General features: G+C 54.0%; 13 protein-coding genes. 7 read left to right on the top strand and 6 right to left on the bottom strand.

The window, feature by feature from the left end; all coding sequences use genetic code 11:
- The first annotated feature begins 20 nt into the window (after positions 1–20).
- Genes ACWR1S_RS19790 through ACWR1S_RS19805 form a run of 4 tightly spaced genes read left to right on the top strand, consistent with a single transcriptional unit; the run spans position 21 to position 3,754 of the window.
- Positions 21–1,079: a hypothetical protein gene (locus ACWR1S_RS19790; RefSeq protein WP_454564674.1), complete on the top strand. Its 1,059-nt coding sequence runs from the start codon at positions 21–23 to the stop codon at positions 1,077–1,079.
- Positions 1,076–1,912 (top strand): inositol monophosphatase family protein, encoded by an 837-nt coding sequence (locus tag ACWR1S_RS19795; protein WP_454564675.1) that lies wholly within the window; start codon positions 1,076–1,078, stop codon positions 1,910–1,912. Before ACWR1S_RS19790 ends, ACWR1S_RS19795 begins: the two co-directional genes overlap by 4 nt.
- A 22-nt stretch (positions 1,913–1,934) precedes the next feature.
- On the top strand, positions 1,935–3,071 hold the full coding sequence (locus ACWR1S_RS19800) for a radical SAM protein (protein ID WP_454564676.1): 1,137 nt from the start codon (positions 1,935–1,937) through the stop codon (positions 3,069–3,071).
- On the top strand, positions 3,068–3,754 hold the full coding sequence (locus ACWR1S_RS19805; protein ID WP_454564677.1) for a dTMP kinase: 687 nt from the start codon (positions 3,068–3,070) through the stop codon (positions 3,752–3,754). The genes ACWR1S_RS19800 and ACWR1S_RS19805 overlap by 4 nt, the downstream gene beginning before the upstream one ends.
- 226 nt (positions 3,755–3,980) lie before the next feature.
- Here ACWR1S_RS19805 and ACWR1S_RS19810 read toward each other — a convergent pair whose 3' ends face one another.
- From ACWR1S_RS19810 to ACWR1S_RS19820, 3 genes are all read right to left on the bottom strand, one after another.
- Complete coding sequence (locus ACWR1S_RS19810) at positions 3,981–4,469, bottom strand: GNAT family N-acetyltransferase (protein WP_454564678.1); 489 nt, start codon at positions 4,467–4,469, stop codon at positions 3,981–3,983.
- 324 nt (positions 4,470–4,793) lie between these two features.
- Positions 4,794–5,288 carry a GyrI-like domain-containing protein gene (locus tag ACWR1S_RS19815; protein ID WP_454564679.1) on the bottom strand — a complete coding sequence of 165 codons (495 nt, stop codon included), beginning with the start codon at positions 5,286–5,288 and terminating at the stop codon, positions 4,794–4,796.
- Between the two features lie 67 nt (positions 5,289–5,355).
- Complete coding sequence (locus ACWR1S_RS19820) at positions 5,356–6,018, bottom strand: LysE family translocator (RefSeq protein WP_454564680.1); 663 nt, start codon at positions 6,016–6,018, stop codon at positions 5,356–5,358.
- A 139-nt stretch (positions 6,019–6,157) separates the two neighbouring features.
- Between ACWR1S_RS19820 and alaC the strand changes: the two genes are divergently transcribed.
- Positions 6,158–7,366, top strand: a complete 1,209-nt coding sequence (gene alaC / locus ACWR1S_RS19825) for an alanine transaminase (RefSeq protein WP_150693306.1) — start codon at positions 6,158–6,160, stop codon at positions 7,364–7,366.
- Between the two features lie 170 nt (positions 7,367–7,536).
- Here the strand turns inward: alaC and ACWR1S_RS19830 are convergent, their stop codons facing one another.
- Complete coding sequence (locus ACWR1S_RS19830; RefSeq protein WP_315445636.1) at positions 7,537–8,892, bottom strand: GntP family permease; 1,356 nt, start codon at positions 8,890–8,892, stop codon at positions 7,537–7,539.
- 82 nt (positions 8,893–8,974) lie between these two features.
- A complete protein-coding gene (locus tag ACWR1S_RS19835; protein ID WP_007917804.1) occupies positions 8,975–9,508 on the bottom strand; it encodes a gluconokinase in 534 nt (177 codons plus the stop codon).
- A gap of 216 nt (positions 9,509–9,724) precedes the next feature.
- Between ACWR1S_RS19835 and ACWR1S_RS19840 the strand changes: the two genes are divergently transcribed.
- The gene (locus tag ACWR1S_RS19840; RefSeq protein ID WP_038362594.1) at positions 9,725–10,756 is read left to right on the top strand and encodes an HTH-type transcriptional regulator GntR; all 1,032 of its coding nucleotides are present in this window, start codon (positions 9,725–9,727) and stop codon (positions 10,754–10,756) included.
- Positions 10,757–10,896: 140 nt separating this feature from the next.
- On the opposite strand, the gene ACWR1S_RS19845 is transcribed toward ACWR1S_RS19840, so the two are convergent.
- Positions 10,897–11,769, bottom strand: a complete 873-nt coding sequence (locus ACWR1S_RS19845; RefSeq protein ID WP_454564681.1) for a LysR family transcriptional regulator — start codon at positions 11,767–11,769, stop codon at positions 10,897–10,899.
- Between the two features lie 122 nt (positions 11,770–11,891).
- Here ACWR1S_RS19845 and ACWR1S_RS19850 point away from each other — a divergent pair.
- Positions 11,892–12,189 (top strand): PACE efflux transporter (locus ACWR1S_RS19850; protein WP_454564682.1); only part of this gene is annotated, 298 nt, incomplete at its 3' end.

Raw genomic sequence — 12,189 nt, forward strand, 5'->3', positions numbered from 1 at the left:
AGTTTTGCGAGAATCGACCAATGAGACAGACCTCCTCATTTATCAACACAAAACATCAGCAGTCAACTTTGACAACGATAATTAGCGAGCATCATGCCTGGCGAACATTGAGTGGATTGCAAACGACCGACTATTACGCATACCGTAACGCATTACTTGATGGGTGTCATCTTCAACGTGCTTTATTCGAATTACGCCACCCCGAGGTAATGATATGTGACTTGAGCAATCTTGAGCCGACTTTTAACTACATGTCTGATTTACAAATAGTGAAAACCTGGTATCAAACCAACTCAGCCATTAATCAATCAAAATTTGAAGGCATGCGCAAAATATTAGGCGATGGCCTATCACCGGAAATAGCTATTTCTGGGCCAAGCAAGCAAAAGCTCCTCGATTTTAAAAATGAGTTAATCGAAAAAATCCTACCGAAATTGATGAAACAGAAAAGATCCTCACACACCCAATCAACGAAGCGTGGTATATCGAAAAACAGATTACTCACAGATACCAATGATAACACCATTAACTTTCACAACCGCTTCTGCGCATTTTACAGTGCCTACATATCACATGAGCATTGGGACAGCTGCATTACGTTGAACACCCGATATATTTACGAAGACCATCCAATCTGGCATAAGATCAAAACACTATCCAAGAACAAACTATTTTTATTATCAGCCGGACTACCTATTGCTCTAGGTTATCTCGCAGCAACTGGAGATGAAAAGATATTCTTTTCAGAAATTCATCGACAAAACGATGCAAATTTACTGACGCGCGATAGTGAGTTTTTGGATATTTTCCCTCACAAAGAAATAACAAATGAGCCTTGGTTGATTATAGACAAGTCATATACAGGCGGTAGCCTTAGGCAAGCTGGGAATATGATTAGAAAAAAAATCGGTTATGAAGCCGAGGTTAGAACTCTCGCATTGTTCCCGAAAACATTTAGCGCATTCATGAGCGCGGATTACGCCGTTTACGGAGGAAAACTATTTGAAGTGAGACTCTACGCATCACGCCTAAACAGAGAAACCTGGCACACACAACTCATATCCGAGCAATCAACATGAGAGCTTTATTCAGAGATGAACACGTTTCTGAACTGGAAGAATGTCTCTACAAAGCAAGGAAGCAACTACGTCGTTATTGGGCTGGAACGCTCGCATGCTTACCTGACTACGACATACCACAAGACAAGTGGATAAACGCCCAAACACAATCAGACTTAGATTGCCAGTCTATATTATTTGAATGCCTTTCAAATATCAGTTTCAAGATAACAATATACTCGGAAGAAACTGAAAACTTCAGCAACTCCGATGAAAGCGAAGAGTTCTCACTTCTTATTGACCCATTAGACGCTACGCACAACGCAGTCCTTGGCTTCCCTGGCTACACATCAAGTGTGGCGCTTTATCACGAAGGCGCATATATATTTGGATGGGTGTATGACATATCAAGAGATTTGGTGTACACGGCAGCATTAAACGAGGGAGCATATCTGCAATCCTCGATAATTGTTAAAAGACTTAAAACACGCACCACCCACTCTCTAACAGATATGAGAGTTTCTTTACATCGCCCCAAAGACGTTCAGGAGAGATCCAGAATTGAAAAAATAATATGGTCCGCGGCGAAGGTTCGAATTTATTCCTGTTCCTCATTGGAAATCTGTCTTATTGCTGCCGGGGTACTTGATGCTTTTATTGACGTAGGCGCTCCCGGACACGAACGGAGTTGTGATATTGCCGCAGCAGAGTTGATACTCAGAGAGGCGGGTGGCGCATTATTCGACGACAAAGGTGGTATCAGAAACAGTCTCCCCCCTTCACAAACATCGCTATCGGACACCGGAACGTTAATAGCCCTATCCACGAAAGAACTTATACGATTACTTTTATAACATACTGAACTGGAGACGAATCATGCTATTCGAAACAGTCGCCCTAAAACTCGAATTATTGTCTAATGGTGTTAATTTCTCTAAAGAATTCCTAGATTACTTTCAGAATCAATCGACTCACATTGAAAAAAGACGAGCATATGGTACAGGTGACAGTGTAATACTTGAATCAAACACCCACACACCGCAGGAAATAATTCTAGATGGACAAATTATCGCAGCCGCTAATTACAACCCTAATTCAGTGTACCAAGTCGTCTTAGCACAAGGATATCCTGCATTAAGGCATGGAAGTAAAATTATAAAAATCACGTTCCCCACTAGACCGACAGCTTATGGAAAACATTTAAGCAACGGCGAGTTATTCGAAACACATTTAACCGTCTATGGAAACTCCACCCTCGGAGTATTCTCACCTGGCCACTGTTACTACTTCAATAATGGCCGAGAGTGCAAATTCTGCTCTCTGGGCGCTGCCAGAGAAAACCTTTCCGATCACAAAATGCGTATCAAAGGTGATTTGGCAGGAGAAGCAGTAGAGATAGCCACTGAGGTCGAGAGTGGACGTTACAAGAGAGTACTGTTTAATGGCGGCACGATCCGGGACTATGATAAAGGCTACTCAATGCATTTAGACTTAATGGAGCGAGTTAAAGAGAGAAACACTGCAAGCAAACTCGAATACCACTTAATTTCGATGCCACCCAAAGATTTCCGGCTATTCGAGCGATTCAAAGGACTGGGCAATAATTTATCCATGAGCCTGGAAGTATTCAATGCAGATTTGTTTTCTGAAGTTTGCCCTGGAAAATCACAGGATTACACAAGAGCACGCTTCCTCTCTGCGTTTGAAGCCGCTGTCGAAGTTCTTGGTCGCGGAAATGTATACGCAGGTTTTGTGGCAGGCATGGAACCTTTAGAGTCAATCATTGAAGGAATCGAATATTTCGGAAATATGGGAGTGGTGCCCGCGGTTGCAGTATTCCACCCCGATGCAGGCTCATACTACTCTACAAAAGCGCGTCCTTCCGTTGACTTTCTAAGCACACTCGGTAAAAAATTGTCAGAGATTTATCATAGAGAAGGCTTTAGACCGTTAATAGAAGGAAGTGGAAGAAACTCTTTAGATACTGAAGCGTACTTAGGAGGTTTTGCATGAATTATTCTTTGGGCAAAGGAGTATTTATTGCATTCGAAGGTACCGATGGTGCAGGAAAATCAACGGTTGCGCGAGCGACATATGACAGAATTCTTGAATCCCATTCTGCATTGCACTATATAGACAAAAACCGCCCTCCAGTGCCTACAGGCTATACAGAGTTTCATATGTCTCGGCTACGTGAAGTCTTATGGGATTATCCGGACAATGCTCCGCTGGAACAATTAGGTGACAAACACTGGATGAGCCTCATAACTGCTTGGTTTCACGCTACAGATCACGCGGCTATAAAACCTTTAATCAATTCTGGCGCAAGTTGCATCGCCGATGGTTGGCATTATAAATACCTGGCGCGCTTCTTGCTCAAGAGTAATGATCTGGCTGAGGATGCGTTGACAATGTTCTCAACAATCAGAAAACCTGACTTCATAATTTTTTTAGATGTTGATCCGGCACTGGCAGCACAGAGAAAAGGATCATTTCGCCTTAGCGAGAGTGGAGCCTATGACGGCGCCAATGCAGATCCCCAGAAGGGCTTCATTGACTATCAGAATCGAGTTAGATCCAGTTATGAGCGCTGCGGTCTCGTGAACTGGATAAGAATCGATACAACCGACCTAAGTGAGGAAGCCGTTCTCGATAAGGCGGTGACTGCAGTCCAGAGCATTCTTTGTAGGGAGTAGAAAGCAACGAACGTTTCTAACGACGAGCTGATCGACGCCGACAGCTACGAGCGCGAAGCGCCAAAATGTGTGAGCGACACGCTTTACTGACACTCCCGTAAATGATCGTTCCCACGCTCTGCGTGGGAATGCAGCCGGGGACGCTCTGCGTCCCAAAGTCGTGACGCAGAGCGTCACAGGAGGCATTCCCACGCGGAGCGTGGGAACGATCAGCATCGGGGTTGGGTTAGAGGGTCAGGATCATCTCGTGCCACGCCATGCCGCCGTGGTCGGACTCTGACGGTTTTATATAGGCAAAGCCAAACCCGGCATACAGCGGGATGTGTATTTCCTTGCACATCAAATGAATAGTCGCCTTATCCATCCCGCGCATACGCTCAATGAACTCGGCCATCAAGCGCTTGGCCAAACCCTGCCCCTGATAATCCGGGTGCACCACCACCGACATGATCACCACGTTCGGCCCTTTCGGGTCATGGCCGATCAGCTCCTTGAACGCCTCGTCCGACATCTGCACATCAAACGCCGCGCCGGAATTGACGAAGCCAGCGACCTCACCGTCCACCTCGGCAACGATAAAACCTTCCGGCCAAGTGGCGATGCGCGTGGCGATTTTTTCGCGGGTGGCCGCTTCGTCACCTTCATAGGCGACGGTTTCGATGGCGTAGCAGCGGTCCAGGTCGGTGGCGGTGACGTTGCGGATGACGGTGTTCATGGCGGCTCGGAAATCAGCAGAAGAAAGTGCCGAAAGCATAAAGGAATAAGGTCTGCATATCGATGCGCACGGGCGGCGTAAAGCCTGCGTATAAGCGCTTTTCTTCGTACAGGCGGCGGGCTATTTCTGAGGTGTGTCTTTGACTACCTTCGGGGGAAACCGCTTATGAACAGCGTTGAAATCGGCCTGTTGCTGGTGTTGGGCATCAGCACGTTCGGCTTTATCACCTTGGGCATCGACCTGTTGCGGGCGCGACGGTTGGGAAAAGGTAAGCGGGGTTGAAAAGCATGAGGCGGATCACTGATCCGCCTCAGACTTGTCGGCTCAAGCCCTGGTATCGACCGGCACGCAGATTTCCAGTTTGCCGGTGTTCAGTTTCGGATTGAAGTCGGCACTGTAACGCTCCAGTTCCGGGGCGTTGAGTTCCACGTAATGGGAGTTCGGCAACCAGGTCTTGTAGATGTATTGCAGGGTTTGCGGCAATTGATCGAGCGGCGCCTTGTGTTCAAACACTGCGTATTGCCGGGGCAGCACTTCAACCCACTGGTAGACTTTCTGGTCGAGGTCATCGAGCTTGCTGATTTCCACACCGGCGATGTAGTCGAAGCCGCCCTTGCCGTCGAAATTACTGCAGACCCCGTAGGTCACTTCGTTTTTTTGCCCCGGTATCTTGCCCAAATGCGGCAAGAACTTTTCCCACAACGCCGGGATATCCTTTGCGGTGTCTTGGGTAAATCGACCACGAAAACCTGCAATCAGCAGGAAGTGTCCATGTTCGAAGCGAGGTTCAGCCACTTCGACGCGTGTTTGCTCATCCATGACTCGACTCCTGGAACAAAAAAGGGGTTCGGCTGGGAGTATAGAAAGCCGAATCCAATTCGCACGTTTACAGGGCGTGCAACTGCTCGACGGCGCCCGAACCAACAAATTCGTTATAGCCAGATACGATCACGTAGACCGCGAAATAGCAGAAGATCGCCGCAGATGCCATATAGGAATAGCGCAACAGCTTGTCGCCCAGCAGCTTGCCACCGTGGCTCGCGGCAAAGCACAAACCGGCCGACCACAGCAGCCCGGCGCAGAGAAAACCGCCGAGGAACAGCGCCGAACTCAGCGGCCCACCACCGCCGGAGCGGGCGATCAATGTGCCGCCAACCGCCGCGAACCAGAGAATCGCGCTCGGCGACGACATGGCGAGAAAAATCCCCCGGAAGAACTCCTTGCGATGGGAGCTCTGGCCCACTTCCGCCGTCTCGGCGAGTAACGCTTCGTGATGGATCGCCGAGTAAATCATTTTCGCCGCAAAGTAGATCAGCAGCGCTGAACCACCAATCCACAACACCCAACGCACGCTTTCGTATTGCAGCAAAACCGTCATGCCGGCCAGCGCCAGCACCGCATAAATCAGGTCGCCGACGCAGGTGCCGAGGCCCAGCGCAAAGCCCTGAAAGTAACCGCGCTGCATCGCCAGGGTGATCATTGCGATGTTGGCCACGCCGATATCCAGGCACAGCGAAAGGCTCAGCAAGAAGCCGCTGGTGAATTCCATCTACCGATTTCCTTGGGCAAATATGTTTGAAAAACGCGCTGGACAGTATGCCATCACAGCCCTTATCTTCCGCCACAGGTCACCGCAGTGACCAGCGTCGCTCGGACGGTTCCGGGCGCTTACGTTATCCGAGGCAACAATGGCTGAACAAGGTTCGCCGCGCCGCTTTGCGCGCATAGATCGACTCCCCCCTTACGTTTTCAACATCACCGCCGAGCTCAAGATGGCTGCGCGTCGTCGTGGTGAAGACATCATCGACTTGAGCATGGGCAACCCCGACGGGGCCACGCCGCCGCACATTGTCGAAAAACTCGTACAAGTTGCCCAACGCGAAGACACCCACGGTTACTCGACGTCCAAGGGCATTCCGCGCCTGCGCCGGGCGATTTCCAACTGGTACAAGGATCGCTACGCGGTTGATATCGACCCGGAAAGCGAAGCCATCGTCACCATCGGTTCCAAGGAAGGCCTGGCGCATTTGATGCTGGCGACTCTGGATCAGGGCGACACCGTGCTGGTGCCGAATCCGAGTTATCCGATTCACATCTACGGTGCAGTGATTGCCGGCGCCCAGGTGCGTTCGGTGCCGCTGGTTCCGGGCGTGGACTTTTTCGACGAACTGGAACGGGCCATTCGTGGTTCGATTCCGAAGCCGAAAATGATGATCCTCGGCTTCCCGTCGAACCCGACCGCGCAGTGCGTGGAGCTGGATTTCTTCGAACGGGTGATCGCTCTCGCCAAGCAATACGACGTCCTGGTGATTCACGATCTGGCCTACGCCGACATCGTCTACGACGGCTGGAAAGCCCCGTCGATCATGCAGGTGCCAGGCGCCAAGGACATTGCGGTGGAGTTTTTCACCCTGTCCAAGAGCTACAACATGGCCGGCTGGCGCATCGGTTTCATGGTCGGTAACCCGGAACTGGTCAACGCGCTGGCGCGGATCAAGAGCTACCACGACTACGGCACGTTCACCCCACTGCAAGTGGCGGCGATTGCTGCGCTGGAAGGCGATCAGCAGTGCGTGCGCGACATCGCCGAGCAGTATCGCCAGCGTCGCAACGTGCTGGTCAAAGGCCTGCATGAGCTGGGCTGGATGGTCGAGAATCCAAAGGCGTCGATGTATGTCTGGGCGAAGATTCCCGAACAGTACGCGCATCTGGGTTCGCTGGAGTTTGCCAAGAAACTGCTGGCCGAGGCCAAGGTCTGCGTGTCGCCGGGGGTTGGTTTTGGCGAGTATGGCGATGATCACGTGCGCTTTGCGCTGATCGAAAACCAGGACCGCATTCGTCAGGCGGTGCGCGGGATTCGCGGGATGTTCCGGGCCGATGGCTTAGTTACCAAGTAACTGACCCACCTCTGATCGTTCCCACGCTCTGCGTGGGAATGCAGCCCGGGACGCTCCGCGTCCCAAAGCGGACGCGGAGCGTCCATTGAGGCATTCCCACGCAGAGCGTGGGAACGATCACCCACAAAAAAACCGCATCGCTGCGGTTTTTTTGTGCCTGAAAGCAGCGCTTAAACGAACAGCGACAGCAGCAGGATAAAGCCCAACGCAACCACCGAGAGGATGGTTTCCATCGCCGTCCAGGTCTTGAACGTCTCGGCCACAGTCATGTTGAAGTACTGCTTCACCAGCCAGAAACCGGCGTCGTTCACGTGGGACAGAATCAGCGAACCGGCACCGGTAGCCAGCACCAGCAGCTCACGGTTAACGCCCGGGATCATCCCCACCACCGGCACGACAATGCCGGCGCCTGTGATGGTCGCCACAGTCGCCGAACCGGTCGCGATACGAATCACTGCAGCCACCAGCCACGCCAGCAGGATCGGCGAGATCTGTGCGCTGACCGCCATGTGGCCGATCACGTCGCCCACGCCGCTGGTGACCAGCATCTGCTTGAAGCCACCGCCAGCACCGATGATCAGGATGATCGCCGCGGTTGGCGCCAGACTCGCGTCGAGCCACTTGAGCATTTGTTGGGAACCGATGCCCTGCTTGTGCCCGAAGGTGTAAAGCGACAGCAGCAACGCCAGCAGCAGCGCGGAGATCGGGTGACCGATCATGTCCATCCAGGTGCGGAAGAAATGACCGTCCGGCAGCGCCACGTCAGCGAAGGTTTTCAGCAGCATCAGGAACACCGGCAGCAGCACGGTGATCAGGGTGATGCTGAAGCTCGGCAGCTTGGCCGAGTCGTCGTTTTCGCGGGCCAGTTGATCGACCAGTTCCTGATTCGGATGACCCGGAATGTGCTTGGCGATGAACGTACCGAAGATCGGGCCGGCGATGATGGCGGTCGGCAGCGCAACGATCAGACCGTAGAGAATGGTCTTGCCGATGTCAGCGCCGAACACGCCGATGGCCAGCAGCGGGCCCGGGTGCGGTGGCACCAGACCGTGCACGGCGGACAGACCGGCGAGCAGCGGGATACCGATCTTGATGATCGACACGCCGGTGCGACGCGCAACAATGAACACCAGCGGAATCAGCAGCACGAAGCCGATTTCGAAGAACAGCGGGATGCCCACCAAAAACGCGGCGAACATCATTGCCCACTGGACTTTGTCTTTACCGAACGCACGGATCAGGGTCTGGGCGATCTGATCCGCCCCGCCCGACTCGGCCATCATTTTGCCGAGCATGGTGCCCAGCGCGAGGATGATGCCGACGAAACCGAGCACGCCACCGAAGCCGTCCTGGAACGCCTTGATGATGGTGCCGATCGGCATGCCCGACGTCAGGCCGAGGAACGCGGCGGCGATGGTCAGGGAGATAAATGGGTGAATCTTGAATTTGGTGATCAGGATAATCAGGCCGATTACCGTGACCACTGCATCGAGCAGCAGGTAGGCGTCGTGGGACATGCCAAACATTGGGGGTGTCTCCTGGATTGTTGTTGTTATTAAAGCGGGTTAAACAAAAGTCGGGAGGACAGCGCTATCTCTTTCAACACACTCATACCGCCTGTTTCAGACCGTGGGCCTGCCACCAGACGTGAGCCTGGGACGCCAGTTCTTCAACACTGTGGATCGAGGCATTCAGGGCCAGGGTCAACGGCTCGCCCTTGGGCGATTCGAGGGTGGCGAACTGGCTTTCGATCAACGTCGCGGGCATGAAGTGGCCCGGACGATGGGACACACGCTCTGCGGCGACTTCAGGGGTCAATTCAAGAAACACGAAACCCAGGCCCGGCAAGGCACTGCGCAACACTTCGCGATAACTGTGTTTAAGGGCCGAGCAGGTCAGCACCGGGCGTTTGCCCGATGCATCGACACGACGCAGTTCATCGCACAGGCTGTCGAGCCAGCCGGCACGGTCGTCGTCGTTCAGGGGGATCCCCGCGCTCATCTTTTCGATGTTCGCGGCCGGATGGAAAGTATCGCCTTCAATGGCAGTGGCGCCGCTCAATTGGCACAGGGCCTCGCTGACGCACGTCTTGCCGCAACCGGCAACGCCCATGATGACCAGGGCGGTGATGGGATGACTCATATAACACCTCAGCGCGCAGACAGCGCTACCTTTGCTAGCTATGACTCTAGTGCACAGGCAGAAGTTGCCGACGCCTTCTTGTCGTTTTTTTGGGTTGCAGCAGGTTTGTTCCCAACGCCAAAAAGCGAAGATCAGGCAGGACCTCGCTTACGCATTTACAGCTGCATCAGGACAGCGCTACCTTAGTGCCTTGATTTTTGTTTGGCAAGCCGCCCGATGACCTCCCCTAAAAACGATAAAAACACTCGCACCACTGGCCGTCCCACCCTGAATGAAGTTGCCCGCCTGGCCGGTGTCAGTCCGATTACCGCCTCCCGCGCCTTGCGCGGTGTCAGCACCGTGGCCACCGAACTGGTGGAAAAAGTCCAGAAAGCCGCCCTCGAACTCAACTACGTGGTGAACCCCGCCGCCCGTGCCTTGGCCTCGGCGCAGAGCCATTCGGTGGTGGTTCTGGTGCCTTCGTTATCCAACTTGCTGTTCATCGATACGCTGGAAGCCATTCATCGGGTATTGACGCCCAAAGGCTTCGAAGTGCTGATCGGCAACTTCCACTACTCGCGCGATGAAGAAGAAAACCTGCTGCGCAACTACATGGCCTATCAGCCGCGCGGTTTTCTGTTGACCGGGTTTGATCGCACCGAGAGTTCGCGGCGGATGATCGAGGCGAGCAACATTCCCTGTGTGTACATGATGGAACTGGACAGTGCGGCCGGAGTGAACTGCGTGGGTTTCTCGCAACTGAGTGCCGGTGAAACGGCGGCTGAACATTTGCTTTCGCGAGGGCGCAAGCGTCTGGCTTACATCGGTGCGCAACTTGATCAGCGCACGTTGTTGCGCGGTGAGGGTTTCCGCAAAGCGTTGCAGAAGGCCGGGCGCTATGACCCGGATCTGGAAGTGCTGACGCCTCGCTCTTCATCGGTAGGCTTGGGCGGGGAACTGTTTATGCAATTGCTCGCGGCGCACCCGGATGTTGATGCTATTTTCTTCGGCAACGACGACTTGGCGCAGGGTGCGTTGCTGGAAGCATTGCGCAACGGCATCAAGATTCCCGAGCAGGTGGCGATTCTCGGTTTCAACGACTTGCCAATGTCCGAACACATGGTGCCGCGCCTGAGCAGCATCAACACCCCGCGTGAAGCGATTGGCCGGCGGGCGGCGGAGCAGATGCTGACGTTGATGGCCGGTAACAGTGTGGCGCGGCCGGTGGAAGACATGGGCTTTGAACTGAAGATTCGCGAAAGTACCTGACCCTTCACAAATGCTGAGTTGAAACACAACCCTTGTAGGAGTGAGCCTGCTCGCGATAGCGGTGTGTCATTCAACACATGCATCGCCTGACACAACGCTATCGCGAGCAGGCTCACTCCTACAGGGGGGTTGTGTTGGGCTCAGTGGCTGAGCAGATCAACCAGGGCCAGCGCGCCTTTCTGTAGCGGCTGGCTCTTGAGCCACACCGCATGCACCGGCATCACCAGACCGTTTTCGATGTTGCGGAAGTTCAGCCGTTTCAGCCGCCCGCTGTCCAGCCGCGACTGCACCACCGACAGCGGAAAATTGCCCCAACCCAATCCCGCCTCAACCATCTCCATCGCGGTCTCAAGACTGTCCGTGCGCCAGTACGACTCCGCCACCAACGGCCGCGTTTCGCTGATCGGCAAGTCGCGACTGGCGACGATGATCTGCCGCACATGCACCAGGTCTTCAAGAAACACATCCTGCCCCTGCAACAGCGGACTGTCCGCCGCCAGCGTGGCGATCATCCGTTCGCTGCCGACGAACTGAAAACGCTCCAGCACATTCATGCTCAGTCCGGCGAACGCCAGGCACACGCTGACACGGCCACTGTGCAGCATCGCCAGCACGTCATCCTGCGGCGCGGTGAACACTTCGATATCGAGCAGCGGATAACGCTCGGCGATCACTTTGATCGCGCCCAGCAAACGCCGCCGGTCGATGTCCGCGACCACGCCGATCGATAACTTGCTCTCCAGCCCCAACGACAACTCCACCGCATGCACTTGCAGTTGCTTGAGCTGCTCGGCAATCAGCCGCGCATGGGGCACCAGGGACAATGCCATCGCCGTGGGTTGCGGCTCGCGATGGCTGCGGTCGAAGAGCAGGTAACCGAGTTCGGCCTCAAGGTTGCCAATGCTCATGCTGACGGCGGAAGGCACCCGACCTAATGCCCGTGCCGCCGCCGAAAACGAGCCGCGTTCGATCACGGCTAGAAACAGCTCGATGCTGTCGCTGTTGAAATTCACGTTTTACACCTATCAACAAAACTGAAAGCTACTGACTGTTTCTGTCAGCCCCATTGAAGCTATCTTTCGCCGCCTTCGCCAGTCTCACTGGCCCAAAAGTCGCGAGAAAGAGGCAATTCCCCATGCAAGGCGTCAAACGCAAACTGGTCTACGTGTCGCTCTACGAAGTGATCGGCATGACTTTCTCCGCCCTCGGTCTGGCGCTGTTGTCCGGCACATCCCCGGGCAGCACCGGGCCATTGGCGGTGATCATCACCACCATCGCCGTGACCTGGAACTTCATTTACACCTCGCTGTTCGAGCACTGGGAGAGTCGGCAGCTATCGCGCACACGCACGGTTAAACGCCGCATAGCCCACGCCGTCGGCTTCCAACTGACCTTGATCGTGTTCCTGATTCCGTTGATCGCGTGGTGGATGA

Source organism: Pseudomonas sp. AIG (assembly GCF_977020205.1).

What these genes read in the sequence shown, in the direction of transcription:
- ACWR1S_RS19815 (WP_454564679.1), bottom strand. Translation starts at nt 5,288, where the DNA reads ATGGATGAGCAAACACGCGTCGAAGTGGCTGAACCTCGCTTCGAACAT.
- ACWR1S_RS19800 (WP_454564676.1), top strand. Translation starts at nt 1,935, where the DNA reads ATGCTATTCGAAACAGTCGCCCTAAAACTCGAATTATTGTCTAATGGT.
- ACWR1S_RS19790 (WP_454564674.1), top strand. Translation starts at nt 21, where the DNA reads ATGAGACAGACCTCCTCATTTATCAACACAAAACATCAGCAGTCAACT.
- alaC (WP_150693306.1), top strand. Translation starts at nt 6,158, where the DNA reads ATGGCTGAACAAGGTTCGCCGCGCCGCTTTGCGCGCATAGATCGACTC.
- ACWR1S_RS19840 (WP_038362594.1), top strand. Translation starts at nt 9,725, where the DNA reads ATGACCTCCCCTAAAAACGATAAAAACACTCGCACCACTGGCCGTCCC.
- ACWR1S_RS19820 (WP_454564680.1), bottom strand. Translation starts at nt 6,018, where the DNA reads ATGGAATTCACCAGCGGCTTCTTGCTGAGCCTTTCGCTGTGCCTGGAT.
- ACWR1S_RS19835 (WP_007917804.1), bottom strand. Translation starts at nt 9,508, where the DNA reads ATGAGTCATCCCATCACCGCCCTGGTCATCATGGGCGTTGCCGGTTGC.
- ACWR1S_RS19830 (WP_315445636.1), bottom strand. Translation starts at nt 8,892, where the DNA reads ATGTTTGGCATGTCCCACGACGCCTACCTGCTGCTCGATGCAGTGGTC.
- ACWR1S_RS19805 (WP_454564677.1), top strand. Translation starts at nt 3,068, where the DNA reads ATGAATTATTCTTTGGGCAAAGGAGTATTTATTGCATTCGAAGGTACC.
- ACWR1S_RS19810 (WP_454564678.1), bottom strand. Translation starts at nt 4,469, where the DNA reads ATGAACACCGTCATCCGCAACGTCACCGCCACCGACCTGGACCGCTGC.
- ACWR1S_RS19795 (WP_454564675.1), top strand. Translation starts at nt 1,076, where the DNA reads ATGAGAGCTTTATTCAGAGATGAACACGTTTCTGAACTGGAAGAATGT.